The organism is bacterium SCSIO 12696, assembly GCA_024397955.1.
Taxonomy (GTDB): domain Bacteria; phylum Pseudomonadota; class Gammaproteobacteria; order Pseudomonadales; family Porticoccaceae; genus SCSIO-12696.
Genome location: CP073744.1, coordinates 2378898 through 2405126, shown reverse-complemented (window position 1 = coordinate 2405126; position 26229 = coordinate 2378898). Strand labels below are relative to the sequence as shown.

Below are 26229 nucleotides of genomic sequence, written 5' to 3'. Positions count from 1 at the left end.
TAGTTATCTTTCTGCTCGACCGTAATGGTCTTCAAAACGAACGATATCGTCTTCACCAAGATAAGAGCCTGACTGCACTTCAATTAACTCCAGGGGGATTTCACCGGGGTTTTTAAGACGGTGTTTTACGCCCAGTGGAATGTAAGTGGACTGGTTTTCTGTCACCAGAAACTCGTCTTCTCCCTTAGTAACCAGAGCGGTTCCCTGCACAACAATCCAGTGTTCAGCACGGTGATGGTGCATTTGCAAACTCAGTTCTGCACCGGGATTAACGACAATACGCTTCACCTGAAAGCGCTCGCCCTCGTCTACCGAATCGTAGTTACCCCAAGGCCGATAAACCTTGCGATGATTCTGCAACAGCTCGCTACCAGACTCCTTCAGCTTCTGTACAACGGCCTTAACATCCTGAGCACTATCTTTAGCGGCCACCAAAGTCGCATCCACTGTGTCCACAACAATGACGTCATTAAGGCCAACGGTGGCCACCAATTTATCGCCAGAACGAACTAAGCAATTGCTACTGTTGTGAAAAATAGTATTCCCTGAAGATGAATTACCCTGTGAATCTTTATCAGAAATCTCCCAAAGCGCTGACCAAGCACCCAGGTCGCTCCAACCACAATCCAGCGGCAGCATCGAAATATCCTGGGCATTTTCCATTACTGCATAGTCTATGGAGTCACTGGGGGAACTGAGAAAAGCATTGCGCTCAACACGTACAAAATCCAAATCTCTTTCCGTATTCGCCATGGCATCCTGGCAAGCTCGATATATATCTGGGCGATGCTGTTGCAACTCCTCTAGATACCGTTTTGCCCGAAACAGGAACATGCCGCTATTCCAATAGTAGTCGCCGCTATCCAGATACTGCTGAGCCGTCTGTTGATCTGGTTTCTCTACAAAATCCGACACTTCAAAAGCTAAGTTCTTTTGCTTGCCTGCACGAATATAGCCATAGCCGGTTTCTGGGCTTTGAGGCACAATACCAAAGGTAACCAAACTGCCAGCTTGGGCCACGCTTGCTGCCTCTTTAATCGCTGACTGGAAACCAGCCTTATCCAAAATAACATGGTCTGCTGGCAACACCAGAAGCATAGGATCTTCGTTTTGCTCGGCCGCATGCAGCGCTGCCAAGGCAATGGCTGGTGCGGTATTGCGACCCTCTGGCTCCAATAAAATACCATTGTGCTTAGAGCCCAGCGCACGAACTTGCTCAGCGACCAAAAAGCGGTGCTCTTCCCCGCAAATCATTATTGGCTCATCAACATGCTCACCCAACCGCAGAATGGTTTCCTGCAACATGGTGTGGCTTCCTTGCAAATTCAGAAACTGTTTTGGGTACCCATCACGTGACCACGGCCACAATCGGCTACCAGAACCTCCACAGAGGACGACCGGAATTACTTTGTTACTTTCCACGTTCTAACAACTCCTTTATAAAAATGGGGAATATTCTTAAACCATCTACAAAATAGCGACGCCACAAGCGCCTGGGATTTTGTAAAAACCGATAAAACCATTCGAAACTCAACGCCTGAACCCATTTAGGCGCACGACTCTCCGTTCCTACTAAGAAGTCAATTGAGGCACCAATACAAAAGCCAATACCTGTAGCCTTTCCTCGGGATTTCAGTTCATAAGCCAAGATTTCTTGCCGAGGAGAACCTACTGCAAAAAACAAATATTTAAATGGCTTACTCTCTGCGAGCGCAAGGCATTTTTCCACCTCATCGCTGTTATTCATAAAGCCCATTGGGGGGTTGTAATGGGTCACATTATCCAGATGTAAACGAGATAAGAGCCTCGCAACCAGTTCATCATTTGCGCCTATTATCAGCACTGAATCGTTGCTTTGTACTCCGCCTAAAAATAACTCGCTGGTTAAATCGCTACCCGGAACAACCTCTGGAAAACAAACACCACAAAACCGCGCCAGCTTTTGCAAAATTCGACTGTCACAAACACTGATCCATGCATTCTCATATAACGGGAGATATTCAGTGTTTTTATTAGCTCTCACAACATGGTCGACATTAGGGGTGACACAATACTCAAAACCAGCACCCTCTGACCAGCACTGCTCAAGCCGCATGAGTATCTGCTTTTTTGTTAGCAGATCGAACGGAAGATTAAAAATATGTTGTCTATGATCCAACACCATTTCTCCCAGTTGCGTACAACCCACTCTTTGCAGGCATAATGCCGTAAACAAGCAGATACAGCGCATTCAAAAAAATTGCCGCAATGCCTGATAACTCGAGCAACCAATTCACTTTAATTCCATACCAAGAACTTGATATCAGCACATCCATACCATGAAAAGAAGACGCTCTCACCAATATAAACACAAGTAAAAAGGTAAATCCCAATAACGCACCACTCAGGAATCTGAAATAACTTTTATACAAAGTAAATATTAATAAAAACCCCAAAGCACCCAGCGATGCAATCACCGCAATAAAGCTCTTCTGTATTAAGTGCTTTTTAGCGACCCAATCGTTTATAACAACTATTTGACGCCCTATATCCGTTAACAGCGATTGCAAATCTAACTGTTTATTCACTGACAAAAACAACAACAGAATTCCAGAGTACAGCCAAAAATAGCGGTAACGTTTCGGCGAAGAAACAGATTTGTAATAAACCGATATGCAGGCAGCGCAAGCAAAAACATAGGCTAAAACTGTCAACCAGCCTACTAAGGATGGGTCACCAATTCCTGGCCTCCAAGTTATCGCGCCCCAAACATCTTCCAGAAGTGACATACCTTTCTCACCCGTGAAAAATCAATCTGATCAGCAAAGAACACTGTAATTCGAGAAAATTAACACAATAGAAGCACAAAAAAAGCCCCGACCAACCGGCCGGGGCTTTTTTCAGTGTATAAAGCCAAAGGCTAGAGCAGCATTACTCTTCGTCGCTCTCAACTTCTTCAACCACTTCCACTTGCGGGCGATCCACCAGCTCAACATACGCCATAGGCGCGTTGTCGCCAGCGCGGAAGCCGCATTTAAGGATGCGGATGTAGCCGCCGGGGCGCTCTTCGTAGCGCGGGCCCAGTTCGCCGAACAGCTTGCCAACGGTTTCTTTGTTGCGCAGGCGGTCGAACGCCAGGCGACGGTTGGCAACGCTATCTTGCTTGGCCAGAGTAATCAGCGGCTCGGCGTAACGACGCAGTTCTTTGGCTTTGGGCAGTGTGGTTTTGATCAGTTCATGCTCGACCAACGACGCAGTCATGTTGCGAAACATGGCCCGACGGTGCGAGCTGTTGCGGTTCAGTTGGCGGCCACTTTGACGATGACGCATGGTTCGTATTCCTTAAATTGGGCCATCGCTCAGCGAGCAACGGCCAATTACAATTAGAGTTCTTCTTGCTTGATGCTGGCAGGTGGCCAGTTCTCAAGGCGCATTCCCAGGGACAGGCCGCGGGAGGCGAGAACGTCTTTGATTTCGGTAAGAGACTTCTTGCCCAGATTCGGCGTTTTCAGCAACTCTACTTCGGTGCGCTGAATCAGGTCACCGATGTAGTAGATGCTTTCCGCTTTCAGGCAGTTGGCCGAGCGAACAGTCAGCTCCAGATCGTCTACCGGACGCAGCAGAATCGGATCAATTTCCTCTTCCTTCTCCTCCGGCTCGGATTGGGCTTCGCTCTCCAGGTCGACGAATACCGCCAGCTGCTGTTGCAGAATGGTGGCCGCACGACGGATCGCTTCCTCCGGATCCAAAGTACCGTTGGTCTCCAGATCAATAATCAGCTTGTCCAAATCAGTGCGTTGTTCAACACGAGCGCTGTCCACCACATAGGCAACACGGCGAACCGGGCTGTAGGAAGCATCCAGTTGCAGGCGGCCAATAGCGCGGGTCTCTTCCTGATCGCTGTTGCGAGCGTCGGCGGGCTGGTAGCCGCGACCACGCTGAACGCGCAAGCGCATGTTCAGCTCAGTGTTGCCAGTGATGTTGGCGATCACCAGCTCCGGGTTCATGATTTCGACATTGCTGTCTACTTGGATGTCGCCAGCAGTTACCGCACCTTTGCCTTTTTTGCTCAGGGTCAGCTCAACTTCGTCTTTACCGTGCAGAACCACGGCAACTTCTTTCAAGTTGAGCAGGATTTCGATCACGTCTTCCTGTACGCCTTCAACGCTGCTGTATTCGTGCAGTACACCGTCGATCTCTACCTCAACCACGGCGCAGCCGGGCATGGAGGAAAGCAGAATGCGGCGCAGAGCATTACCCAGAGTGTGGCCAAAGCCACGCTCCAGTGGTTCCAGGACCACTTTGGCGTGGGTTGGACCCAGCTCGGTAACGTCGATGGTGCGCGGAGTCAGAAGTTCTGTCGCAGATGTTTGCATATCCGTACCTGTCTTTATTCAGTTAAACCTAAAGGTGAAAAGTGCTCCAAGTAATTACTTATTACTTGGAGTACAGCTCAACAATCAGGTTTTCGTTGATGTCGGAAGGCAGTTCGCTGCGGTCAGGAACGCGCTTGAAAGTACCGGCCATTTTGTTGGCGTCGACTTCAATCCACTCAACTTCACCGCGCTGGGCAGCCAGTGCCAGAGCGCTGGAAATACGCAGCTGAGTTTTGGACTTCTCACGGATGCTCACTTCGTCGCCAGCCTGGACCTGGTAAGAGGCGATGTTCACCTTCTTGCCATTCACCAGAATGGAATTGTGAGATACCAGCTGACGGGATTCAGCGCGAGTGGCACCAAAGCCCATGCGGTAAACCACGTTATCCAGGCGCTGTTCCAGCAGAGTCAACAGGTTGGCACCGGTTGCGCCGCGCAGACGAGCAGCTTCTTTGTAGTAGTTGCGGAACTGCTTTTCCAGAACACCGTAGGTACGACGAACTTTTTGCTTTTCACGCAGCTGAACACCGTAGTCAGACAGACGGCCACGACGCTGACCGTGCTGGCCAGGGGCGCTCTCTGCGCGACACTTGGAGTCCAGAGGACGAACGCCACTTTTCAGGAACAGATCGGTTCCTTCGCGGCGGGACAGTTTACAAGTTGGTCCAATATATCTTGCCATGATCTAAGCCCTGCCTTATACGCGACGTTTTTTCGGCGGACGACACCCGTTGTGGGGGATCGGCGTCACGTCGGTGATGTTGGTAATTTTGAATCCAGCGTTGTTCAGTGCGCGAACAGCGGATTCACGGCCGGGGCCAGGGCCCTTCACTTCCACTTCCAGGTTTTTCAAACCGTACTCTTGAGCGGCAACACCGGCACGCTCAGCAGCCACCTGAGCGGCGAAGGGAGTGGATTTGCGAGAACCGCGGAAACCGGAACCACCTGCAGTGGCCCAGCTCAGGGCGTTGCCCTGGCGGTCGGTAATAGTAACGATGGTGTTGTTGAACGACGCGTGAATGTGCGCGATGCCATCAACAACTGTCTTTTTGACCTTCTTGCGAGCGGTCTTTTGTCCAGGTTTTGCCATGATCAGTTATGTCCTATCAATTAGCGCTTGATGGGTTTGCGCGGACCCTTACGAGTACGGGCATTGGTCTTGGTACGCTGGCCGCGCAGCGGCAAGCTGCGACGGTGGCGCAGGCCACGGTAGCAACCAAGGTCCATCAAACGTTTGATATTCATACTGATTTCCCGACGCAAGTCACCCTCTACCGTGTGTTTGGCTACTGCCTCACGGAGAGTGTCCATCTGCGCGTCGGAGAGATCAGCTATCTTTACATCTTCCGCGATACCGACTTCAGCGCAGATTGCTTTAGCGGTTGGGCGGCCGATCCCGAAAACATAGGTGAGGGAAATCACCGCATGCTTGTTATCGGGGATATTGACACCGGAAATACGGGCCATTGAGTTTCTCCACAGTGTTTACTTATAAAAAGTCTAAATAAAATACTACCCGCCGCACCTTTGGCGGAAGGCCATAAAAAAGGCGCGAAAGGATAGCTTTGCTTGCACTAAAAAGCAAGTGCCTGACTGTTCAGCTAAGAATCAGCCCTGGCGTTGCTTATGGCGCGGCTCCGCACTACAGATTACCCGTACAACACCGTTGCGACGGATGATTTTGCAGTTGCGGCACATTTTTTTAACCGATGCACGAACTTTCATTACACTTACCTCAGTTTCTACAACAAGCGGCAGAAATTACCGCTTGCCCTTCAAATTGGATTTTTTCATCAACGAGTCGTACTGAGACGACATCAAGTGCGACTGAACCTGGGCCATAAAGTCCATGGTTACCACCACCGCAATCAACAGCGAGGTGCCACCCAGGTAAAACGGCACATTAAATTGCACTTGCAGCACTTCCGGCAACATACACACACCGGCCATATAAATACCGCCAACCACAGTCAGGCGAGTCATTACTGTGTCGATGTACTTGGACGTCTGCTCACCAGGGCGAATCCCAGGCAAGTAGGCCCCACCGCGCTTCAGGTTATCTGCCATTTCTTTGGTGTTGTACATCAACGCCGTGTAGAAGAAGCAGAAGAAAATAATCAAACCGGCAAACAGCAAGTAGTACAGCGGCTGACCGCGGCCAATTAACAAACCGATCTGGCTCACCCATTCCGGTGCATTACTGCCCTCACCAAACCAGGTGGTAATGGTGTTGGGAAACAGCAGAATACTGCTGGCAAAAATCGCCGGGATAACACCGGCCATATTCACCTTCAGCGGCAGATGGCTGGTCTGGGCGTTATACGCCTTGCGACCTTGCTGGCGCTGCGCGTAGTTCACGGTAATGCGGCGTTGACCGCGCTCCATAAATACCACAAAGTAAATCAGGGCAATGGCCAGAATCAGGATAAACAGCAATGCCACACCGTGGATCTCGCCCTGACGCGCCATCTCAATGGAACCGCCAATGGCACTGGGCAAACCCGCCACAATACCGGCAAAGATCAACATGGAAATGCCGTTGCCCACGCCACGTTCGGTGATCTGCTCACCCAGCCACATCATAAAGACTGCACCGGTAACCAGTGAAACCACAGCACCCACATAAAAGACCGGGCCGGGATCCATCGCAAAACCCTGACTGCCAAGGCCAACAGCAATACCTGAGCCCTGAACTAACGCCAGCAATACCGTACCGTAACGGGTGTACTGGTTAAGCTTGCGGCGGCCAGAGTCACCTTCTTTCTTAAGCTGTTCCAAACTGGGTACTACCGCCCCCATCAACTGCATAATGATCGACGCAGAGATATAAGGCATAACACCCAGAGTGAGGATACTCATATTTGCCAGTGCACCACCGGAGAACATGTTAAACACGTCGAGAATGGTGCCTTGGTTGCTGTTAAAAAACTCAGCAACACGCTCCGGATTAATGCCCGGAATAGGGATATGAATACCGATGCGGTAAACCACAATTGCCAGGAACAAAAAGCGAAGGCGAGCTAACAGCTCGCCCATGCCTTTTTGGCTTCCCATCGGCATATTACCGGCTTTGGCCATGATCTTTCCTAACTCTTAACTGTCCGTTAAAGACTGCCGTCATTCCCGCAAAGGCGAGAATCACGTATAGCCGATTTATTCCGCCTCAACCTTGCCGCCAGCCGCTTCAATAGCAGCCACAGCACCTTTGGTCGCAGCGATACCCTTCAGAGTCACAGCCTTGGTGATTTCACCAGACAGGAACACTTTGGCGCGCTTGATATTGGCATTCACCAAACCCGCCTTGCGCAGCTCTTCCAGGGTAATAACGTCAGCATCAACTTTGTTCAGCTCCGCCAGACGAATCTCTTCGCTAACGCGAGAGATACGTGAGGTAAAACCGTACTTGGGCAGACGCTTCTGCAAAGGCATTTGGCCGCCTTCGAAACCGGGCTTCACAGAACCGCCGGAACGAGACTTCTGGCCTTTGTGGCCGCGGCCACAAGTTTTGCCCAAACCACTGCCGATACCACGGCCAGCACGCTTGCCTTCTTTAATACGCCCGGGAGCGGGACTTAATTCATTCAGTCGCACGATTATTCTCCCTCAACCTTAACCAGGTAGTTCACTTTGTTAACCATACCGCGAGTGGACGGTGTGTCTTCCACCTCAACAGTGTGGCCAATGCGACGCAGGCCGAGGCCAGCAACGCACGCCTTGTGAGCAGCCAGACGCCCGTGAACGGACTTAATCTGGGTCACTTTCATCATTTTCTTTGCTTTAGCCATGATTCTTTCTCACTGTGCATTTCGTCACCCCCGACCGTGCGGAGGCAACAAAGAATCAAACAATCTCTTCAGCCGCTTTGCCGCGCTTGGCCGCCACTTCGTCCGGAGAGCGCATGTTTTGCAGCGCTTTGAACGTAGCACGAACCACGTTTACCGGATTGGTAGAGCCGTAACACTTGGCCAATACGTTCTGTACACCAGCGATTTCCAACACGGAGCGCATGGCGCCGCCAGCAATCACACCGGTACCCGCAGAAGCCGGCTGCATGTACACCTTGGAGGCGCCATGGTTGGCTTTGGTGGGGTACTGAATGGTGTCGCCGTCCAGGTGAACCTGAATCATATTGCGGCGCGCGGATTCCATTGCTTTCTGGATTGCCTGCGGCACTTCGCGGGCTTTGCCGCGGCCGAAGCCCACTTTGCCGTTACCATCACCAACTACGGTCAGTGCAGTGAAAGCAAAGATACGACCACCTTTTACGGTTTTGGCAACACGGTTAACCTGAACCAGCTTCTCTTGCAGGCCATCGCTTTCCTGTTGACCTTTTTGATCTCGATCTCTAGCCATCTCAATAACCCTTAGAATTCCAGTCCGGCTTCGCGGGCAGCATCTGCCAGCGCTTTAACGCGACCGTGGTATTTGAATCCGGCACGATCGAAGGCAACGCGAGTAACACCGGCAGCCTTGGCACGCTCAGCCACCAGCTTGCCAACGGAGCTTGCCGCTTCGATGTTGCCAGTAGCGCCAGAGCGCAATTCCTTGTCCAGCGTGGAGGCGCTGGCCAATACACGATCGCCTTCCGGCGCGATTACTTGTGCGTACATGTGGCGCGGAGTGCGGTGAATGCACAGGCGGTTTTCGCCCAGCTCGCGGATTTTCATCCGGGAGCGGCGCGCACGACGCAAACGGGAGTCTTTTTTGTCGCTCATAATCAAACCTATTTCTTCTTCGCTTCTTTACGACGCACATGCTCATCGGCGTAGCGAACACCTTTGCCTTTGTAAGGCTCTGGCGGACGGTATGCGCGAATTTCTGCGGCAACCTGGCCCAGCAACTGCTTGTTGGCAGAGCTCAGCACGATATCAGTCTGGCTGGTGCACTCGGCTTTCACGCCTTCCGGCAGTTCGTACTCAACCGGGTGGGAGAAACCCAGAGTCAGGTTGAGCTTCTTGCCTTGCAGGGCAGCACGGTAACCAACACCTTGCAATTGCAACTTCTTCTCGAAGCCATTGCTGACACCGGTAACCATGTTGTTGACCAATGCACGGGTGGTACCCGCCAGGGCGTTAGCTGATTTGCCGCCATTTTTAGGGGCGAAAGTCAGCACATTGTCGTCCTGGTTCACTTCCACGTCGCCGTGAATGCTGTGGCTCAACTCACCCTTACCACCTTTGACGGAAATTGCGCCGTCTTTCAGGGTAACGGTAACGCCGCCAGGAATCTCAATTGGGGCTTTTGCTATACGTGACATGTCGGCAACTCCTTAGAAAACAGTGCAGAGCACTTCGCCGCCGATGCCCGCTTCGCGTGCTGCGCGATCGCTCATCACACCTTTGGAGGTGGAGATGATAGCGACACCCAGGCCACCGCGAACTTTAGGCAGCTCACCGGAACCAGCGTATTTACGCAGGCCGGGACGGCTGATACGGGCAATCTCTTCGATTACCGGCTTGCCTTCAAAATATTTCAGGTCAACAGTCAGCTCAGACTTGGCGCCTTCAGTAACGCTGAAACCGGAAATGTAACCTTCACTTTCCAATACTTGGGCCACAGAGACCTTCAGTTTGGAACAGGGCATACTTACCGCAACCTTGCTACGCTGGTGGGCGTTGCGGATGCGAGTCAGCATGTCTGACAACGGATCTTGCATACTCATCGTATTCGCTCCTTACCAGCTGGCTTTAACAAGGCCAGGTACGTCACCGCGCATGGCTGCTTCACGCAGCTTGTTGCGGCACAGGCCAAACTTGCGGTACACCGCGTGCGGGCGACCGGTGACACGACAGCGGCGCTGCTGGCGAGCCGGGCTGGCATCGCGAGGCAGTTTTTGCAGCTGCTGTTGCGCTTCCCAAATCTCTTCATCGGAAGAGTTGGCATTCTTGATGATCGCTTTCAGTTCGGCGCGCTTGGCGGCGTACTGAGCAACGGTCTTGGCGCGTTTGGTTTCGCGCGCAATCATGGATTTCTTAGCCATCTAACCTGCCCTCAGTTCTTCAGCGGGAAGTTGAATGCACGCAACAGAGCGCGGCCTTCATCGTTGGTGCGAGCGGTGGTGGTGATGGTGATGTCCAGACCACGCAGCGTGTCGACCTTGTCGTAATCAATTTCCGGGAAAATGATCTGCTCGGTTACACCCATGGCAAAGTTCCCACGACCGTCAAACGACTTGGGGCTGATGCCACGGAAGTCGCGAATACGGGGAATCGCAATGCTGATCAGGCGCTCCAGGAACTCATACATGCGATCTGAACGCAGAGTTACCTTACAGCCGATCGGCCAACCTTCGCGGACTTTAAAGCCGGCGATGGATTTGCGTGCACGGGTTACCACGACCTTTTGACCGGAGATTTTCTCCAGATCAGCAACGGCGTTTTCTAGGATCTTTTTGTCACCCAGAGCTTCGCCCACACCCATGTTGAGGGTGATTTTGCTGATGCGAGGTACTTCCATTACGTTCGCCAGACCCAGCTCTTCTTTCAACTTGGGGGCGAGTTCGTTTTTGTAAATTTCTTTCAACTTTGCCATTTCAGATATCTCCGGTTAGGCGTCAACAGCTTCGCCTGTAGACTTGAAGATGCGCACTTTTTTGCCGCCTTCTTCTTTAAAGCCCACACGATCTGCTTTGTTGGTTGCGCCATTGAAAATCGCGACATTGGAAACCTGAATAGGGGCTTCTTTTTCCACGATACCACCGGCAATACCCTGTTGCGGATTGGGCTTCTGGTGCTTTTTCACCAGCTGCACACCGCTGACGATCAGGCGCTGCTCGTCCAGCACACGCAGCACTTTGCCACGCTTGCCTTTGTCGCGCCCGGCGATCACGATTACTTCGTCATCACGCTTGATCTTACGCATAGCCATTTTCCTCTTTGCTTTCCGCTTTCCAGTCGTTTAAAGAACTTCTGGAGCCAGAGAGACAATTTTCATAAATTTTTCGCTGCGCAGCTCGCGGGTTACCGGCCCAAAAATACGGGTGCCGATAGGGGCATGAGATGCGTTCAGCATTACTGCAGCGTTGTCGTCGAACTTGATCAATGATCCGTCCTGACGGCGAACGCCTTTTTTGGTGCGTACAACCACGGCGTCGAGCACCTGGCCTTTCTTCACCTTGCCGCGGGGAATGGCTTCCTTCACGGTAACCTTAATGATGTCGCCAACACCGGCGTAACGACGGTGGGAACCGCCCAACACCTTGATGCACATCACGCGACGGGCACCAGAGTTATCGGCAACATCCAGGTAGCTTTGTGTTTGAATCATGGTTTCACTCCGAATCCGAGCGCTACCGAGGCTTATACCTCAGTGGCACGCTCCACAATTTCAACCAGTTTCCAAGACTTGGACTTGGCCAACGGACGAGTCTCGGCAATTTCTACTACGTCGCCGATTTTGCACTCGTTGTTTTCGTCGTGTGCCTTGATCTTGCTGGACTTGCTTACGATCTTGCCGTACATCTCGTGTTTTACGCGACGTTCGATCAAAACAGTAATGGTTTTGTCCATTTTGTCACTGACAACTTTACCTGCCAGAGTACGTGCTTTTTCTGTCTGGGCCATGTCAGTTACCTGCTTTCTCAGTCAAGAGCGTTTTAATGCGCGCAATATCGCGGCGCACTTCTTTCAGTTTGTGGCTCTGCTGGAGCTGACCGGTAGAGTGCTGCATACGCAGCTTGAACTGGGCTTCCAACTGAGCGTTAAGCTCAGTATTCAGCTCGTCAACAGACTTTTCGCGAAGTTCGTTAGCTTTCATCACATCACCGACCGTTTCACAAAGGTGGTTTGCACCGGCAGTTTGGCAGCGGCCAAGGCAAATGCCTCACGCGCCAGCTCTTCCGATACACCTTCCATTTCATAGAGAACCTTGCCCGGCTGAATTTGGGCCACCCAGTACTCAACTGCACCTTTACCTTTACCCATACGAACTTCCAGGGGTTTGTTGGTAATTGGCTTGTCTGGGAAAACACGAATCCAGATTTTACCGCCACGTTTTACGTGACGAGTCATGGCACGACGAGCCGCTTCAATCTGGCGAGCGGTGATACGGCCACGGCCGGTGGCCTTGAGGCCGAATTCACCAAAGCTCACTTTGCTGCCGCGCAGTGCCAGGCCGCGGTTGCGACCCTTCATCATTTTCCGGAACTTGGTACGCTTAGGCTGTAACATCGTGCGTACTCCTTATTTATCCGCTGCTTTCTTAGGCTTTCTGGTTTTCTTCGGAGCCGGTGCTTCCACCTGCTCTTCACCACCCAGAATTTCGCCTTTGAAAATCCACACTTTTACGCCGATGATGCCGTAAGTGGTGGAGGCTTCGTAAGTTGCGTAGTCGATGTCCGCACGCAGAGTGTGCAGCGGCACGCGACCTTCGCGGTACCATTCAGAGCGAGCGATTTCGGCACCGCCGAGACGACCACCCACTTGAATTTTGATGCCCTTGGCGCCTTGGCGCATGGCGTTCTGTACAGCGCGCTTCATGGCGCGACGGAACATAACGCGGCGCTCCAGCTGCTGAGCAACGCTCTGGGCAACCAGTTTGGCGTCCAGGTCTGGCTTGCGAATCTCTTCGATGTTGATGTGCACAGGCACATCCATCATGCGAGCCACTTCGTTGCGCAGTTTTTCGACATCTTCACCTTTCTTACCGATAACCACGCCGGGACGTGCGGTATGAATGGTGATGCGAGCCGTTTGCGCTGGACGCTCAATTTCTACTTTGCTGACCGAGGCGTTATCGAGTTTTTTCTCGATGTATTCGCGCACTTTCAGATCGTTATTGAGGTTGTCTGCGTAATTCTGGGAATTGGCGTACCAAACAGAATTGTGCTTTTTAACAACGCCCAAACGAATGCCGACGGGATGTACTTTCTGACCCATTATTCGTCTCCTAAACCGCTACTTTGACGGTGATGTGGCAAGTGCGCTTCAGGATGCGGTCTGCACGGCCCTTGGCGCGCGGCATGATGCGCTTCATGGTCATACCTTCGTCGACGAAGACAGTAGACACTTTCAACTCGTCGATATCCGCACCATCGTTGTGCTCGGCGTTTGCAATCGCAGACTCCAACACTTTTTGGATGATGTCAGCGCCTTTTTTGGGGCTGAACTTCAGAATATCCAGAGCGTCTTCAACGGACTTACCGCGAATCTGGTCAGCGACAAGACGTGCCTTCTGGGCAGAAAGCCTTGCGCCGCGCAGTTTTGCTGTAGTTTCCACAGTTAATTCCTCTCTTGCTTAGCGCTTCTTGGCTTTCTTATCCACCACGTGACCGCGATAGGTACGTGTTGGCGCGAATTCGCCCAGCTTGTGACCAACCATCTCTTCACTCACAACCACCGGCACGTGCTGGCGGCCGTTGTGAACGGCGATGGTCAGACCAACCATTTCAGGCAGGATCATAGAGCGGCGAGACCAGGTCTTGATGGGACGACGGTCTTTGCTCTCTACGGCCTTCTCCACCTTGTTGAGCAGGTGAAGATCGATAAACGGGCCTTTTCTTAAAGAACGTGGCACTGTTATTTCCTCTCAATCAATGTGGATTATTTGCCGCGACGGCGTACGATGAGCTTATCGGTACGCTTGTTCTTGCGGGTCTTGTAACCTTTGGCTGGCGTACCCCAAGGCGATACCGGGTGACGACCACCAGAGGTACGACCTTCACCACCACCGTGCGGGTGATCAACCGGGTTCATGGCAACACCACGAACGGTCGGGCGAACACCGCGCCAGCGGGAGGCACCAGCTTTACCCAGGGAACGCAGGTTGTGCTCACTGTTGGACACTTCGCCCAAAGTCGCGCGACACTCAACCAGTACCTTGCGCATTTCACCGCTGCGCAAACGCAGGGTGGCGTGCTTGCCTTCGCGGGCAACCAGCTGAGCAGAAGCACCGGCAGAGCGGGCGATTTGCGCACCTTTGCCTGGCTTGAGTTCCACACAGTGAACGGTGCTACCTACAGGCACATTACGCAGCGGCAAGGTGTTGCCCACAGCGATGTCGGCGTCGGCACCAGAGCTGATCACATCGCCAGCCTTGAGGCCTTTAGGGGCGATGATGTATCGGCGCTCACCGTCGTTGTAGCAAACCAGCGCGATGTACGCGGTGCGGTTGGGATCGTATTCCAGGCGCTCTACGCGAGCCGGGATACCATCTTTATTGCGCTTGAAGTCGATAATGCGGTAGTGCTGCTTGTGGCCACCGCCGATGTGACGGGTGGTGATACGACCGGCGTTGTTACGGCCACCGCTTTTGGACTTCTTCTCCAACAGAGGCGCGTAAGGGGCACCTTTGTGCAGATCCGGGTTGACCACACTAACAACGTGGCGGCGACCCGGAGATGTCGGTTTTCTCTTGATTACTGGCATCGCAACAATCCCCTTATTCCGCTACCGCAAAGTCAATTTCTTGACCTTCGGCCAGCCGGACGTACGCTTTTTTCCAGTCAGAGCGCTTGCCCATACCGTAACGAGTACGCTTGGCCTTGCCCTTGGTGACTACAGTGCGAACATCCAGCACGTCTACTTTGAAAAGCTGCTCAACAGCGGCTTTCACTTCGCGCTTGGTGGCCGTTTTGGCAACCTTAAAGATCACCTGATTGCTGCCTTCGGCAACAACGGCGGCTTTCTCAGAAACGTGAGGCCCAAGCAGGGTTTTAAAGACAATTTCCTGATTCATCCCAGCATCTCCTCAATCTTTTTCAGCGCGGACACTGTGACAACCACTTTGTCGAACTTGATCAGGCTAACCGGGTCGATGGCGCTCACGTCGCGAACGTCAACCTTATGCAGGTTGCGAGAAGCCAGGTACAGGTTCTCGTTCACTTCTTCAGACACGATCAGAGCTTCTTGCAGACCCAAGCCAGACAGCTTGGCCACCAGGCCTTTAGTCTTGGGGGCGTCGAGGTCAAAAGACTCAACCACCACCAGACGCTCCTGGCGGGCCAGCTCGGACAGGATGGAGCGCAGTGCACCGCGATACATCTTGCGGTTCAGCTTCTGGCTGTGATCCTGAGGCTGGGCGGCGAAAGTTACGCCACCGGTACGCCACAGCGGGCTGCGAATGGTACCGGCACGGGCGCGGCCAGTGCCTTTTTGACGCCAGGGCTTCTTGCCGCCACCAGAAACCGCAGAGCGGTTTTTCTGGGCGCGGGTGCCTTGACGAGCGCCTGCCAAATAAGCAGTAACTGCCTGGTGCACCAGATCCTGGTTGTATTCGTTGCCGAACGCTTGCTCAGACACAGTTACTGTGCCCGCAGCCTTGCCTTCAGCAGATGCAATATTTAATTCCATGAACGTTCCCCTTAAGCCTTCACTGCAGGACGAACAATCACGTCGCCACCGGGAGCACCTGGAACGGCACCCTTGATGAGCAGCAAATTGCGCTCGGTGTCGACACGAACCACTTCCAGGCTTTGCACGGTAACGCGCTCAGAACCCATATGGCCCGCCATCTTCTTACCTTTGAAGACACGACCTGGGGTCTGGCACTGACCGATAGAACCGGGAGCGCGGTGAGAAATAGAGTTACCGTGAGTGGCATCCTGCATGCGGAAGTTCCAGCGCTTAACACCGCCCTGGAAGCCTTTACCTTTGGAAGTGCCGGTAACGTCAACTTTCTGGCCAGCCTCAAAGCCTTCAACAGTGAAAGAATCACCGGCTTTGAGCTCGCCCAAATCGTCAACGCGGAACTCCCACAGGCCGCGACCAGCTTCAACGCCAGCTTTAGCCAGGTGGCCCGCTTCGGATTTGCTTACTCGGGATGCGCGACGGGCACCGGTAGTTACCTGAACGGCAGTGTACCCATCGACGTCGTCAGATTTGACCTGTGCAATGCGGTTGGGCTCTACCTCAACCACGGTCACTGGAACGGACTCGCCGTTTTCAGTGAATACACGAGTCATGCCGCATTTGCGGCCGACAATACCTATAGTCATTTTATAACCTCTTGTGTACGGGGCTATTACCCGCTACGGCCACCCATTTCAGAGTGTTACACAGCCCATTGGGCTTTCGGTTTAACTTACTTGTTTGTAACAAAAGTTACTGCTATCAACCCAGGCTGATTTGTACTTCTACACCAGCGGCCAGGTCCAACTTCATCAGAGCGTCGACAGTTTTGTCGGTGGGCTCCACGATATCCAGCAGACGCTTGTGCGTGCGGATTTCGTACTGGTCACGCGCGTCTTTGTTGACGTGCGGCGAGATCAGAACCGTGTAGCGCTCTTTGCGAGTTGGCAGAGGAATCGGGCCACGAATCTGGGCACCGGTACGCTTAGCCGTCTCGACAATCTCCTGCGTCGAAGCGTCAATCAACTTGTGATCAAACGCCTTGAGACGAATTCGAATTCGTTGATTCTGCATGGAATCAAAATCCTATATAAAAGAATAAAGAACCCAAGAAGCCTGCTTGAGACTTCCGAAACCATCTACTGCTTTCCATTTTTAATGGTGATTTGGGCACACAAGGAGCCCCACCGGGAAAAATGGAGGCGCAATGGTAGTGATGTGGGAAGACTATGTCAAGCAAACAAATGATGAAAAATGTTCTGAGTGTCGAGTATTCACTTGGCCTGGATTTACACACGGGTAGCGCGACAACACAAACCCCAAGTAGGTCATCAAATCACGACTCATTTCGCCACGTTCCTGTACGCCCGTGATCGCAAAAATACCTGCTATGCCTAACTACCACTTCACCCCTTCTGGACTGAACAACATCGGTTGTCACTTCAGGGCCAGTCGTAGTCAGCACACCCAAATCGTCTATATCTTGGCCAGCAAAGAGATTACAACGCCTCAATGCCTCATCAAGACACGCCCGAATAACAGCATGCCCCGCCACAGAGCCAAATAAATAGTTGCATATTTTTTCTGGGTGCTTTTCAGGTATGTGTTGCCGCATATGATGCTGACTGCGCCAATCAATCCACTTTTGCGCCAAAACTTCTTCAACAAAGTACACAGCTTCTGCTTCTTTCTTCTTCTGCAAAAAGTTCAACAAAGAGAAATGGATAGGCCCCGCGTCACAGTCCATATAGAAGCCTCCGTGCTCCCATACAATGACATACCTGGCTATATCTGCTCGCTGAACATCCCTTGGTACCTGCCTATAAACGGCCTCCACTTCTGGGTACTTGGAGATCAATGCATCAACCTCACTGCGCCCCCATAGCTTGACCTCCCACCCCTGCTGCTGCCATCGCTCGATTGTTTGCTGAAACTCCGGCGGCAATGGATCGTCACTCCACAAGCCAAAAACGAAATGGGCTCGTTGAGGGATTTTTGTCGCAACTCTTTTTGCAGGCGGCCTGAGAGGGATTCGGTTGCATGTCGAAAGAAGAATTAACTTTCTTATTAACTTTTTAATAAAGTTCATTTCAAAGTCTTATCCTGAAAATAACGATTTACAACACAATAGATCATGTCCCGCAAACTCCACAAGACCTACATAAAAATATAGCCACACAATGTGTGGCTATATTTTTTCATTCTTAAAGCTCATCGGGTCACTGCAAGCGACCGCCTCCGAGCCAGACATAAAACTCCAAGTACAAGCAGCAAGATACCCCCAACATTACCACCACCCCCAGAGCTACCAGACTCTGGCTGAGGCGCAGGCACCGTAGTTACAGGCGGCTCAGGTGTTGGCGTTGGCGTTGGCGTTGGCGTTGGCGTTGGCGTTGGTGTTGGCACAACAACAGGGTCGCGCTCACCTATTACGATTACATCACTGTCTGCCGGCGCCTCTTGACGATCAATTTGACGAATATAGGCCATCAAATCCGCAAACTCTGCACTAGACACCGTACGAGCAACCGTATGAGCCGATGCCGCCTCAACAGCATCAAAACTACTAACCGTGATGTCATCCACCATAACCGACACGCCAGACTGAAGGGCAATGACAACCGTATTTCCAGTACCTGCATTTAGTGGAATTTCAAGAACCGCAGACTCAGCCATTGCCGCCTGCTCTCCATTAATCAATGCTGCCGCAGGAGCGTCAACTGCACCGACGTTCGTACCATTCACTGACACAATTAAAGAGCTACCGGCGGACTCAGCCATTGCTCGCAAGTACAACAGACCTTGACCTCCGGTCGCACCACCATCCACATCGTTAAGAACAATCTGATCTGACTGACTTGCCAGGCGAGCAGCCCTTTCGCCTCTCAAGTTCGAATAAACACCATTATTCACCACTAGACCAGCATCTACAGCATCTTCCGCCTGATATACCACCCCGCCAGGCAGCTCAAATACATCTTCTAGTGTTGCCGCCCGCCCATCGTGAAGATAAGGAGCGGACGCAAAAGCACCCAGCAACGAGGGGGTACGGATTTCAGTTAGCTCACCACCGAGGCGTTGACCAGAATAACTTCTTAGACTGCCCACATCGTGAGAAACACCATCGGTAAATGCCTTGTCAGCGTGGCACTGGGCACAGCCTAACTGGCTAAATACATTCCTGCCACGCTCCCCAGCAGCAGTCATAGAACCATTACTGTTCCGATGCGGGCTGCGAGGCAAAGAATCTTGCCCCAAAGAGGAAACATAAGCAGCAAGGTTATCCAAATCCTGGCTACTGCCCGCCTTGGTGGGCCCAAGGGGCGTATCCGCTTGATCGAAGTCACTATCTGACATAAAGCCACGACCTCTAAAAGCATTCCTTATGTCGTGCTCGAAGTCCTGGACCTCATCAAAATTTCCAGACCAGTGGATCCGGCCAAAACGGGCACCACCTCTGCCAACCAGGGAAGTTGTATTGCGCAAGCCCTCACCACGACCAGTAAAGTCCCAAGTGCGACCGTCATGGCCACCATCGGCGTGGCAAGACGCACAGCTAATATAGCCCTCTGCACTCATGCGATCATCGCTAGCGTGATAAAAAATTTGCTTACCGGCCAATACCTCTGGGGTCAGCGCCTCATTAGTCACAGTAGAGAACACTTCAATAGGTGGATTTAAGGTTCCCTGAGAAAGAAAGGCAGTTAAGTCAACTTTCGATACATCGCGACTCAGGAAGTTTTTCACATACAGCGCGTTATTTGTCGCATCCATGCACAAGCCTTGAGGCGCAGATCCAACAGCAAAGAAACCGGTAAATTCAGCCACATTGCCCTGACTATTCAACTCCAGGGCCATCACCTCATTGTTTCCCTGCAAAGCAGCAAACAGATAGCGCTCATCCGCAGAAAACGTTAAAGCGAAGGGAGCCTCACGGTTATCTAGGTCTACCCTGCTGTCGTATTCTTCACTCGAAGACACCAGGTTAATCTTGCCAATCAGAGGGCGGACACTGTTGTCATCATCCAGATCAGAGGTACCAGTTAGCAGCCCTCTATCCGTATTATCTTTTTTACCTGTGTAGTAGGCGTAATCACCAGAAGGTGCAATAACAATAGACGACAGGTAATTTGGCACACCAAGGCCATTGATAATGGTATCTGGCTCATCACTCTTAACCAGGCGAATGGTATTGCGAAGGCTGAACGTTGCCAGGTCAATTTCCCAAATTTCACCCCAGTTTTCTGGTGATATAAAGCGGGTCACATACAAACGACGATCGTCTCTTGTAATGGCCATTGCCTTCGGTGTCGGCCCAACGGAAATCCGGTCAGCAACCGCACGAGTGGCAACATTAATTCTTGCTACTTCGCCGCTACCATAAAGAGCAACATATATATCGGCACCGTTATGACTTGCCACCAAACCGGATGGTGCGGAGCCATAGCCAGTATTAATTGTTGCAATCAGCCCACCATTGCTACTGTATGCACGAACACTGTCAGAGCCTTTTGAGGCCACCCAAACAGTACCATCAGCACCCTGATATACACTTCTAGGGTCATCAACACCCGAGATAGTATCGATGATGCCACCACCCTGAGCCGAAAGACTTACTACCGAGTCGTTATCTGGATTTACAACCCAAATTAGCTGATCTTCCACAGAGCAGTGCAGTGGAGAACTGGCATTAGCAAAATCAACGCCATCACTTGGAGGAGGGGAAACATTAGCCACGGATATCACACGACTTGTGCTCACGATGCTACCGGAGTCATCACGGACTTCCACTCGAGCTGTGTAGCTTCCCGCAGCCGAATAAGATATTCCATGGCTACTGGAACCAATCCAGCCAGAGGTATAAGAGCCGTCACCAGACGTAAAGCGATAGGTAAGTGAGTCACCATCAGGATCCGTGGCACTTACAGTCAATACCACAGTCTCGCCAACATCAACGCTGCTTCCCGGTGACAGGCTAACACCACCAATAACCGGCGGACGATTGGTTGGCTCTGGATCAGGGTTGGGGCCAGGATCAACAACACCACTGCCCGTGGAGAACGCAAAGCTGTATGAAGGCATTGCATTGCCCATATAGTCTTCGATGCCCACCAAAGTCACTTGATAGGTAGTATTCGCCGTCAGTTCACCGTCTGGGTCAATGGTTAACATCCCAGCGTGACTGAGGCGGTAATCAAGCCCAAGAGGCTGCCCAAGATTACCCTGGGAATCTACTTGGCGAATGATGATATTTTGCCCTGGAACCAGAGTGCGGCCACGCAATGTCTCTGGAATTGAAACGCTGACCGGCGCAAAAGTAGGGTAGTTGGTTTGTCCATCCCTTGGCACATGGTAAGCCACAGATGGCGGGCGAGTATCTGGTGCCGACTGGTGAACCCACACAGACATACCCTGCTCATCGACACTCTCGTTAGAGGTATCACGGGTGATGCCTCCGGCAATCAATATATTACCTAACGGCAAGGCAAACTGACTCATTTCAGCATCATGAGCACCCTCATCAAACTCAACAGCCACCTCACAGGTTTCAATATTCACTTTGTAACGATCAACAAAAGCGTATTCATCCTGAAAGTTGACGTACATTGGGTCGTTATCCAGCTCAATGTAACAAGACACTTCCAGGTTAGTTGGATCCGAAAAGTCCACAACGATAATGCCGCCGCGCAACACGCTGACATCATTAGCGCGTGACGCAATCACCACATGGTGACCGTGCACCTCTTGCCAGTAGCCACCAATTGGGCGAGAGCGTGTAATTTGGCCCTGGTTCTGGGCAGTAACAACTGTACCAACGTTAGTAGCACCTTCTGAATTGTCGGGATTAATAACACCAACATTATCTTGCAGAAGATCAAGTAAGACAGGGTTTGATGGGTCAGAAACGTCATAAGCTGCCACACCTCGGTTAGCCTGATCACTTACGTAAATCATCAAATTGCCCATGAAATTGGGCATACCAATCAAGTTTCCGGTAATTCCCCAGTGATCCCAAGTAGCCGTACGCTGACCCTCAAAGTAGAGCTCACCAAGGCTTTGAATTGGCTCATAAAAGCCCCAAGTGGTTGCGGTCCATGGATAGTGAAGTGCTGACTTATTCGCACCCTGAGGACCAGTATTTGGACCACGCCAGGCACGAACACTTAATTGCCCTCCTGAATCCAAAGTGGCACCCTCCTGGTTGCCGAGATCGACCTGCACCTGCCCTGTCGACACATCGTACCTTTTTACTGTGCCGTGCGCCTGATATGGCATTGAGGTCTGGCCAAAGTCAGCCTCAATCAAAACAGGGTTCGACAAATTAGAAAAGTCCCACACCTGATTTCTGAGATTACTGCCAGCGCTGCTACCCGGACCCTCCGGGATAGATACAATATACCCCCCTAAAGACTCCATAATGGCCAAACGGCCCTGTTGAGACAACTCGGGATGGGTGCTCGGGCCAGCCAAGAAAGTTCCAGGCTGCCCCTGTTGCACATTAGGAACATCAGCAAACGAAGCACCCACAAAAATGGTTGCCAGAAAAGCTGAATACTTAAGTGCTAAAAAATGTTTAACGTTCATAAGATGTCTAGAAATCAGTTCGCTCTTATTAAAGAAACCTGGGCGCAAGCCAAGTCCTGCAATTCGCCGCCAAGCGGTAGGACTTTACTACCCAGTAGCTAGGCGGAATTGTTATCTATCAAATAGTGAAATACCACGAAGGAACTACATTGTTGTGACGACCGTATCGTTCACGGGAGAATAATTTGAACCGCCTCACAAAACCCAATAACTTCACACATTCAGAGACATTCAAGTAACGCCACAAAATTGGCTCCACCATCTCTCAAATTTTCTAAAGGCAAAATTCTCGCCACAAGCAAGGCCACACCAAACAAAAAGGCGCAGGCATAAAAATGGCCTGCGCCTCTTATTTAAAAATCTTTTAAAATCAAATATTTATATAAAAATCAATTAAAAACTCGGCTATTACCGTTCACATCATTAAAGTTTTGCAGCTCAGACCACATCAATCTGACAATATCCGCGTAGTTGTCCCTTACTAAAGGGTGAATAGATGACGGAACCTGAAAATTCCCTGGCGCCTCTACCCCATATACCGACATATACGTAACCAGGCTAGCTAAAAAGTAAATGGTGGGGCGACCATGCGGTGCGCCATCCTCATACAATTCTGTAACGGGGATACCCTGCAATGCCGAATTGCTCAACGCCGTAGTAATAACAGGGCCGACTGGTATCATTTTCACATTGGCGTCTGGCCGAGCAGCCATAACAGCATCATGGTAGTCTATCCACCACGTATTAAACCCCCCCACCACATATGCATTGTAATCAGCAAATTCCTGGCTAGTGGGCGGAAAGCTAGCGGCATAAGGCCCCATATCTGGCCAATTTTCATAGATGTATATATCAATGCCGGGCTCTTGCTGACGCAACCAATCGACAATCTTCAAGGTCTCCAAAACAGGGGTAGTACCAGAAGGATTATTACCCTCATAAGGGCTGGTTGATGGGCGATGCTGAATAAAGTTTCCTGCTGTTAGCAAAACGGTGGTGAAATCCGCATCAGCAAACGACGCCCCAGTCGTATCTGGGTCCCAGGCCGTAGGCACAATATCGAAGCCCCAATCTGCAATAGGAGGCAAATTGGCGTGCTCTCTCAGAAAGCCGTATTGGCCTGAAACGCTATATTCCTGGCCCGCCTCTCGGGCAAGCAAATACATCCAGTGGGGCACAGATGCTTCATTACTATTAACCGGCTGAACAGGTACCGTGAAGTTAATCAGGCTGTGTCCAAAGATATAGTTCCGAATCTGATTTCCGCTAGTAGGCTGAGTAGAAGTAATTGTGAAACTATCACTGACAGCCCCCCCTCTACCATCATCTGCCGTAATAGTTACCGTGGTAGTTTCTACACTCTGAGGAGTACCCGTAACCTGGCCTGCGTTACTGGACAAGCCATTAGAGCCGGGGCTTAGCGCGATAGTGTAAGTTAAGGCATCCCCATCAGGGTCAGTGAATGTAGAGCCATTTTGGGTGGCATCATAACTGAACCCCTGCCCTACAGTTGCCGCTTGATCAGCATTGGGGGAGGATAGAACTGGAGCGCGATTCGACGGAGGTGGGACAGCTGAAGACGTAATTGCAAAGGTATCACTTGCCACTCCACCATTGCCATCATCCGCCGTTATAGTCACCGTAGTAGTCGCCACCCCCTGAGGAATGCCACTTACTTGGCCAGCATTATGGGCAAAACCATTATCTGAAGGTGAAAATACTACTGTATAAGTGAGAGCGTCACCATCAGCATCAACGAACGTCGCCCCCCCTTGTGTGGCATCGTAACTAAAAGACTGACCCACTATGGCCACCTGGTCAGAATTAGGGGAAGATAACTGGGGGGCTCGATTCACAGGCGAAGCGGGAGACGAGGCGGCAACAGCAAAAGTATCACTTACAACTCCCCCGTTACCGTCATTCGCGGTAATGGTCACCATGGTGGTTTCTTCATTTTGCGGCGTGCCACTGATTGCACCTGCGCTCGCAGCCAAGCCATTACTGGAGGGGCTGAAACCAACACTGTATGTCAGGCGATCGCCATCTGCATCACGAAATACTGTACCTCCCCGTGTTGCGTCATAACTAAACGCACTACCGACGGTTGCCACCTGATCTGTATTTGCTGAAGACACCACCGGCGCCCGGTTTTCCGGTGTTGGCTGATCACCGCCACCACCACCGCCACAAGATGAAACAATAAGTGAGGCCGCCAACAAAACACCGGCGTTCAACTGCTTGAGTCGCATTTTACGTCCTGAAAAATTTGTCACAAAGTGTGCGCGATTATAGAGAATACTTGCCGATGTTGTCAGTGTCTTAGGCCACCAACTACCCAACGCACTCACAGAATGAGAACTGCAACACAAGCCTTGACACCGACACTCTCACCTTAATCCTCTGAAATTCAGAGCAGTACACTCATAATTAATCTGCCATATCGACCATTAACACCCTCACACCGTAGTGCGGTGTCACATCATTCAAGCCACTGGTACAATTCGACCACAGTATGCGCTCGCCCCTAAACACCTAAAAACAGAGCCACCGACTAATACATCATGTCACACCCACAGACCTCAGCCCCCATATTCGTTGATATGGATGGCACGCTTATAAAGGGCGATATTGCTCTGGAGTTGGCTGCGCGCAGCTTGAAACATTTAAACCGGTTTGCCGCACTGCTGAAGGCCTTATTCAAAGGACGCTCGGACTTCAAGAGATACCTAGCCGACCATTACAGCTTTTCAGCCAAGTACCTCCCTTATAACTCTGAGGTTGTGGAATACTTAAAGACACAAAAGGCTTTGGGGAGAAAGGTTATTCTGGCAACAGCATCGGATGAAGCCATTGCACAACAGGTTGCCAACCACTTAGGCATTTTCGATGCAGTGATTGCATCTTCTCCTGGGAAAAACCTCAAAGGTGATGCCAAACTAGCAAAAATTCAGGAAATGGCAGGGACGGGAGAATTTGAGTACATTGGGGACTCCAAAGCCGACCTCCCAATCTGGGAAGCCGCCAGTTACCGGGGATTTGTTAACCCGTCAGCCAATATTAGCCAGCTTACGCAAGATCACAGCAAAACAACTGTTGACGTTAGAAACAAACCCCCTTTGCTAAAAATAATTTGCAAAGCAGCCAGGCCTCACCAGTGGGCCAAGAATTGTCTAATATTCGTTCCGCTTATTTTCTCCCACCAATATTTGGATATTGCCTCTGTCGGCCTTTCTGTTGTCGCTTTCTTCGCATTCTCTTTCTGTGCATCTGGAATCTATATCGTAAATGACCTTCTCGATATTGAGTCCGATAGAACACACCCGGAAAAGAAAAACAGGCCTTTCGCTTCGGGCAACCTTTCGATCAGAGCTGGCGCCATTAGTAGTGCTATCTTGATTTTATCTGCCTTCTTGGCGTGCAGCCTGCTGCTAAATACAAAAACCGTCATTGTGCTTTCCGTTTACTTTTTAATTACGAACCTTTATTCGTTTTATTTAAAGCACTATTCAACCATTGATGTCATTTCATTAACTTGCCTCTACACTATCCGCATTGTTGCCGGAAGTACTGTCATAGCAGCTCCCCTATCTCCTTGGCTGCTCAACTTCTCGGTTTTCTTCTTCCTTAGCCTTGCCTACATGAAGCGCTATATAGAAGTATCTTCACTGTCCGACCAAGAAAAGGTGAATGGCCGCAATTACAAGAAAGATGAGATTGACGTAATTATGACAACAGGCATTGTCAATGGCGGCTTGGCAACGTTGACATTAAGCCTTTACCTAAACAGTGAGTATGTAGTGGAGTCCTACGCGTCGCCTCAAATTTTATGGCTAATTTGCCCACTCCTTCTATTCTGGATATACCGAGCTTGGTTATGGGCAAAGCGCGGGAAAATAAGCATGGACCCCGTGGTTTTCGCCCTGAAAGATAAAATCAGCTTGGTATCTGTACTGTTAGCGGGCATCGCTGTAATTACCGCCAAATTGATCCCCGTGAGTTTTTAA

35 protein-coding genes are annotated in these 26229 nt (G+C 51.2%); 1 reads left to right on the top strand and 34 read right to left on the bottom strand.

The genetic code is table 11. The features are described from left to right. Positions 1 to 3: 3 nt before the first annotated feature. From KFE80_11120 to KFE80_10955, 34 genes are all read right to left on the bottom strand, one after another. The gene (locus KFE80_11120) at positions 4 to 1422 is read right to left on the bottom strand and encodes a mannose-1-phosphate guanylyltransferase/mannose-6-phosphate isomerase (GenBank protein UTW44925.1); all 1419 of its coding nucleotides are present in this window, start codon (positions 1420 to 1422) and stop codon (positions 4 to 6) included. Next, positions 1412 to 2158 carry a WecB/TagA/CpsF family glycosyltransferase gene (locus KFE80_11115; protein UTW44924.1) on the bottom strand — a complete coding sequence of 249 codons (747 nt, stop codon included), beginning with the start codon at positions 2156 to 2158 and terminating at the stop codon, positions 1412 to 1414. The genes KFE80_11120 and KFE80_11115 overlap by 11 nt, the downstream gene beginning before the upstream one ends. Next, positions 2148 to 2768 carry a hypothetical protein gene (locus KFE80_11110; protein UTW44923.1) on the bottom strand — a complete coding sequence of 207 codons (621 nt, stop codon included), beginning with the start codon at positions 2766 to 2768 and terminating at the stop codon, positions 2148 to 2150. The genes KFE80_11115 and KFE80_11110 overlap by 11 nt, the downstream gene beginning before the upstream one ends. A 142-nt stretch (positions 2769 to 2910) precedes the next feature. Next, positions 2911 to 3309: a 50S ribosomal protein L17 gene (rplQ, locus tag KFE80_11105; GenBank protein ID UTW44922.1), complete on the bottom strand. Its 399-nt coding sequence runs from the start codon at positions 3307 to 3309 to the stop codon at positions 2911 to 2913. 53 nt (positions 3310 to 3362) lie between these two features. Continuing rightward, complete coding sequence (gene rpoA, locus KFE80_11100) at positions 3363 to 4355, bottom strand: DNA-directed RNA polymerase subunit alpha (GenBank protein UTW44921.1); 993 nt, start codon at positions 4353 to 4355, stop codon at positions 3363 to 3365. A gap of 61 nt (positions 4356 to 4416) precedes the next feature. Next, positions 4417 to 5037, bottom strand: coding sequence for a 30S ribosomal protein S4 (rpsD, locus tag KFE80_11095; protein ID UTW44920.1), 621 nt, complete (start codon positions 5035 to 5037; stop codon positions 4417 to 4419). 15 nt (positions 5038 to 5052) lie between these two features. Continuing rightward, positions 5053 to 5445: a 30S ribosomal protein S11 gene (rpsK, locus tag KFE80_11090; GenBank protein ID UTW44919.1), complete on the bottom strand. Its 393-nt coding sequence runs from the start codon at positions 5443 to 5445 to the stop codon at positions 5053 to 5055. Positions 5446 to 5465: 20 nt separating this feature from the next. Continuing rightward, entirely contained in the window at positions 5466 to 5822 is a 357-nt protein-coding gene (rpsM, locus tag KFE80_11085; protein ID UTW44918.1) for a 30S ribosomal protein S13, read from the bottom strand. A gap of 141 nt (positions 5823 to 5963) precedes the next feature. Then, on the bottom strand, positions 5964 to 6080 hold the full coding sequence (gene rpmJ, locus KFE80_11080) for a 50S ribosomal protein L36 (protein UTW44917.1): 117 nt from the start codon (positions 6078 to 6080) through the stop codon (positions 5964 to 5966). Between the two features lie 36 nt (positions 6081 to 6116). After that, on the bottom strand, positions 6117 to 7433 hold the full coding sequence (gene secY, locus KFE80_11075; protein ID UTW44916.1) for a preprotein translocase subunit SecY: 1317 nt from the start codon (positions 7431 to 7433) through the stop codon (positions 6117 to 6119). A 75-nt stretch (positions 7434 to 7508) separates the two neighbouring features. Continuing rightward, entirely contained in the window at positions 7509 to 7946 is a 438-nt protein-coding gene (gene rplO, locus KFE80_11070; GenBank protein UTW44915.1) for a 50S ribosomal protein L15, read from the bottom strand. A 2-nt stretch (positions 7947 to 7948) separates the two neighbouring features. Next, positions 7949 to 8140, bottom strand: a complete 192-nt coding sequence (gene rpmD / locus KFE80_11065; protein UTW44914.1) for a 50S ribosomal protein L30 — start codon at positions 8138 to 8140, stop codon at positions 7949 to 7951. A 55-nt stretch (positions 8141 to 8195) separates the two neighbouring features. Next, positions 8196 to 8708, bottom strand: a complete 513-nt coding sequence (gene rpsE, locus KFE80_11060; GenBank protein UTW44913.1) for a 30S ribosomal protein S5 — start codon at positions 8706 to 8708, stop codon at positions 8196 to 8198. 11 nt (positions 8709 to 8719) lie between these two features. After that, on the bottom strand, positions 8720 to 9070 hold the full coding sequence (rplR, locus tag KFE80_11055) for a 50S ribosomal protein L18 (protein UTW44912.1): 351 nt from the start codon (positions 9068 to 9070) through the stop codon (positions 8720 to 8722). 8 nt (positions 9071 to 9078) lie between these two features. Further along, a complete protein-coding gene (gene rplF, locus KFE80_11050) occupies positions 9079 to 9612 on the bottom strand; it encodes a 50S ribosomal protein L6 (GenBank protein UTW44911.1) in 534 nt (177 codons plus the stop codon). A gap of 12 nt (positions 9613 to 9624) precedes the next feature. Then, entirely contained in the window at positions 9625 to 10017 is a 393-nt protein-coding gene (rpsH, locus tag KFE80_11045) for a 30S ribosomal protein S8 (GenBank protein ID UTW44910.1), read from the bottom strand. 12 nt (positions 10018 to 10029) lie between these two features. Beyond that, positions 10030 to 10335, bottom strand: coding sequence for a 30S ribosomal protein S14 (gene rpsN, locus KFE80_11040; GenBank protein ID UTW44909.1), 306 nt, complete (start codon positions 10333 to 10335; stop codon positions 10030 to 10032). An 11-nt stretch (positions 10336 to 10346) separates the two neighbouring features. Then, positions 10347 to 10886: a 50S ribosomal protein L5 gene (rplE, locus tag KFE80_11035; GenBank protein UTW44908.1), complete on the bottom strand. Its 540-nt coding sequence runs from the start codon at positions 10884 to 10886 to the stop codon at positions 10347 to 10349. Positions 10887 to 10901: 15 nt separating this feature from the next. Next, complete coding sequence (rplX, locus tag KFE80_11030; protein ID UTW44907.1) at positions 10902 to 11216, bottom strand: 50S ribosomal protein L24; 315 nt, start codon at positions 11214 to 11216, stop codon at positions 10902 to 10904. Positions 11217 to 11252: 36 nt separating this feature from the next. Then, positions 11253 to 11621, bottom strand: coding sequence for a 50S ribosomal protein L14 (rplN, locus tag KFE80_11025; GenBank protein UTW44906.1), 369 nt, complete (start codon positions 11619 to 11621; stop codon positions 11253 to 11255). Positions 11622 to 11653: 32 nt separating this feature from the next. Continuing rightward, positions 11654 to 11917 carry a 30S ribosomal protein S17 gene (rpsQ, locus tag KFE80_11020; protein UTW44905.1) on the bottom strand — a complete coding sequence of 88 codons (264 nt, stop codon included), beginning with the start codon at positions 11915 to 11917 and terminating at the stop codon, positions 11654 to 11656. A gap of 1 nt (position 11918) precedes the next feature. Next, positions 11919 to 12110 (bottom strand): 50S ribosomal protein L29, encoded by a 192-nt coding sequence (rpmC, locus tag KFE80_11015; GenBank protein UTW44904.1) that lies wholly within the window; start codon positions 12108 to 12110, stop codon positions 11919 to 11921. Next, entirely contained in the window at positions 12110 to 12523 is a 414-nt protein-coding gene (gene rplP / locus KFE80_11010) for a 50S ribosomal protein L16 (GenBank protein UTW44903.1), read from the bottom strand. The genes rpmC and rplP overlap by 1 nt, the downstream gene beginning before the upstream one ends. A gap of 12 nt (positions 12524 to 12535) precedes the next feature. Next, complete coding sequence (gene rpsC / locus KFE80_11005; protein ID UTW44902.1) at positions 12536 to 13231, bottom strand: 30S ribosomal protein S3; 696 nt, start codon at positions 13229 to 13231, stop codon at positions 12536 to 12538. Between the two features lie 10 nt (positions 13232 to 13241). Then, a complete protein-coding gene (rplV, locus tag KFE80_11000; protein UTW44901.1) occupies positions 13242 to 13571 on the bottom strand; it encodes a 50S ribosomal protein L22 in 330 nt (109 codons plus the stop codon). Between the two features lie 18 nt (positions 13572 to 13589). Beyond that, positions 13590 to 13868 carry a 30S ribosomal protein S19 gene (gene rpsS / locus KFE80_10995; GenBank protein UTW44900.1) on the bottom strand — a complete coding sequence of 93 codons (279 nt, stop codon included), beginning with the start codon at positions 13866 to 13868 and terminating at the stop codon, positions 13590 to 13592. 26 nt (positions 13869 to 13894) lie between these two features. After that, positions 13895 to 14719 (bottom strand): 50S ribosomal protein L2, encoded by an 825-nt coding sequence (gene rplB / locus KFE80_10990; GenBank protein UTW44899.1) that lies wholly within the window; start codon positions 14717 to 14719, stop codon positions 13895 to 13897. Between the two features lie 13 nt (positions 14720 to 14732). Beyond that, positions 14733 to 15029: a 50S ribosomal protein L23 gene (rplW, locus tag KFE80_10985; GenBank protein ID UTW44898.1), complete on the bottom strand. Its 297-nt coding sequence runs from the start codon at positions 15027 to 15029 to the stop codon at positions 14733 to 14735. Beyond that, complete coding sequence (rplD, locus tag KFE80_10980) at positions 15026 to 15643, bottom strand: 50S ribosomal protein L4 (GenBank protein UTW44897.1); 618 nt, start codon at positions 15641 to 15643, stop codon at positions 15026 to 15028. Before rplD ends, rplW begins: the two co-directional genes overlap by 4 nt. Before the next feature lie 11 nt (positions 15644 to 15654). Then, on the bottom strand, positions 15655 to 16287 hold the full coding sequence (rplC, locus tag KFE80_10975; GenBank protein ID UTW44896.1) for a 50S ribosomal protein L3: 633 nt from the start codon (positions 16285 to 16287) through the stop codon (positions 15655 to 15657). A gap of 115 nt (positions 16288 to 16402) precedes the next feature. After that, a complete protein-coding gene (gene rpsJ, locus KFE80_10970; protein UTW44895.1) occupies positions 16403 to 16714 on the bottom strand; it encodes a 30S ribosomal protein S10 in 312 nt (103 codons plus the stop codon). A gap of 262 nt (positions 16715 to 16976) precedes the next feature. Further along, the gene (locus KFE80_10965; protein UTW44894.1) at positions 16977 to 17729 is read right to left on the bottom strand and encodes a hypothetical protein; all 753 of its coding nucleotides are present in this window, start codon (positions 17727 to 17729) and stop codon (positions 16977 to 16979) included. 122 nt (positions 17730 to 17851) lie between these two features. Continuing rightward, entirely contained in the window at positions 17852 to 22225 is a 4374-nt protein-coding gene (locus KFE80_10960; GenBank protein UTW44893.1) for an Ig-like domain-containing protein, read from the bottom strand. A 389-nt stretch (positions 22226 to 22614) separates the two neighbouring features. Continuing rightward, the gene (locus KFE80_10955; protein UTW44892.1) at positions 22615 to 24474 is read right to left on the bottom strand and encodes a hypothetical protein; all 1860 of its coding nucleotides are present in this window, start codon (positions 24472 to 24474) and stop codon (positions 22615 to 22617) included. Between the two features lie 312 nt (positions 24475 to 24786). Between KFE80_10955 and KFE80_10950 the strand changes: the two genes are divergently transcribed. Continuing rightward, the gene (locus KFE80_10950) at positions 24787 to 26229 is read left to right on the top strand and encodes a UbiA family prenyltransferase (protein ID UTW44891.1); all 1443 of its coding nucleotides are present in this window, start codon (positions 24787 to 24789) and stop codon (positions 26227 to 26229) included.

Coding starts and splice junctions, on each gene's coding strand:
- KFE80_10965 (UTW44894.1), bottom strand. CDS start 17,729: ATGAACTTTATTAAAAAGTTAATAAGAAAGTTAATTCTTCTTTCGACA.
- rpsQ (UTW44905.1), bottom strand. CDS start 11,917: ATGGCCCAGACAGAAAAAGCACGTACTCTGGCAGGTAAAGTTGTCAGT.
- rplD (UTW44897.1), bottom strand. CDS start 15,643: ATGGAATTAAATATTGCATCTGCTGAAGGCAAGGCTGCGGGCACAGTA.
- KFE80_10950 (UTW44891.1), top strand. CDS start 24,787: ATGTCACACCCACAGACCTCAGCCCCCATATTCGTTGATATGGATGGC.
- rpsJ (UTW44895.1), bottom strand. CDS start 16,714: ATGCAGAATCAACGAATTCGAATTCGTCTCAAGGCGTTTGATCACAAG.
- KFE80_11110 (UTW44923.1), bottom strand. CDS start 2,768: ATGTCACTTCTGGAAGATGTTTGGGGCGCGATAACTTGGAGGCCAGGA.
- rpoA (UTW44921.1), bottom strand. CDS start 4,355: ATGCAAACATCTGCGACAGAACTTCTGACTCCGCGCACCATCGACGTT.
- rplW (UTW44898.1), bottom strand. CDS start 15,029: ATGAATCAGGAAATTGTCTTTAAAACCCTGCTTGGGCCTCACGTTTCT.
- rplN (UTW44906.1), bottom strand. CDS start 11,621: ATGATTCAAACACAAAGCTACCTGGATGTTGCCGATAACTCTGGTGCC.
- secY (UTW44916.1), bottom strand. CDS start 7,433: ATGGCCAAAGCCGGTAATATGCCGATGGGAAGCCAAAAAGGCATGGGC.
- rpsH (UTW44910.1), bottom strand. CDS start 10,017: ATGAGTATGCAAGATCCGTTGTCAGACATGCTGACTCGCATCCGCAAC.
- rpmD (UTW44914.1), bottom strand. CDS start 8,140: ATGGCTAAAGCAAAGAAAATGATGAAAGTGACCCAGATTAAGTCCGTT.
- rplQ (UTW44922.1), bottom strand. CDS start 3,309: ATGCGTCATCGTCAAAGTGGCCGCCAACTGAACCGCAACAGCTCGCAC.
- rpsN (UTW44909.1), bottom strand. CDS start 10,335: ATGGCTAAGAAATCCATGATTGCGCGCGAAACCAAACGCGCCAAGACC.
- rpsD (UTW44920.1), bottom strand. CDS start 5,037: ATGGCAAGATATATTGGACCAACTTGTAAACTGTCCCGCCGCGAAGGA.
- rpsE (UTW44913.1), bottom strand. CDS start 8,708: ATGGCTAGAGATCGAGATCAAAAAGGTCAACAGGAAAGCGATGGCCTG.
- KFE80_10960 (UTW44893.1), bottom strand. CDS start 22,225: ATGAACGTTAAACATTTTTTAGCACTTAAGTATTCAGCTTTTCTGGCA.
- rplB (UTW44899.1), bottom strand. CDS start 14,719: ATGCCAGTAATCAAGAGAAAACCGACATCTCCGGGTCGCCGCCACGTT.
- rplE (UTW44908.1), bottom strand. CDS start 10,886: ATGGCAAAGTTGAAAGAAATTTACAAAAACGAACTCGCCCCCAAGTTG.
- rpmC (UTW44904.1), bottom strand. CDS start 12,110: ATGAAAGCTAACGAACTTCGCGAAAAGTCTGTTGACGAGCTGAATACT.
- rpmJ (UTW44917.1), bottom strand. CDS start 6,080: ATGAAAGTTCGTGCATCGGTTAAAAAAATGTGCCGCAACTGCAAAATC.
- rplF (UTW44911.1), bottom strand. CDS start 9,612: ATGTCACGTATAGCAAAAGCCCCAATTGAGATTCCTGGCGGCGTTACC.
- rpsC (UTW44902.1), bottom strand. CDS start 13,231: ATGGGTCAGAAAGTACATCCCGTCGGCATTCGTTTGGGCGTTGTTAAA.
- rpsM (UTW44918.1), bottom strand. CDS start 5,822: ATGGCCCGTATTTCCGGTGTCAATATCCCCGATAACAAGCATGCGGTG.
- rplR (UTW44912.1), bottom strand. CDS start 9,070: ATGAGCGACAAAAAAGACTCCCGTTTGCGTCGTGCGCGCCGCTCCCGG.
- rplP (UTW44903.1), bottom strand. CDS start 12,523: ATGTTACAGCCTAAGCGTACCAAGTTCCGGAAAATGATGAAGGGTCGC.
- rplX (UTW44907.1), bottom strand. CDS start 11,216: ATGCGTAAGATCAAGCGTGATGACGAAGTAATCGTGATCGCCGGGCGC.
- KFE80_10955 (UTW44892.1), bottom strand. CDS start 24,474: ATGCGACTCAAGCAGTTGAACGCCGGTGTTTTGTTGGCGGCCTCACTT.
- rplC (UTW44896.1), bottom strand. CDS start 16,287: ATGACTATAGGTATTGTCGGCCGCAAATGCGGCATGACTCGTGTATTC.
- rpsK (UTW44919.1), bottom strand. CDS start 5,445: ATGGCAAAACCTGGACAAAAGACCGCTCGCAAGAAGGTCAAAAAGACA.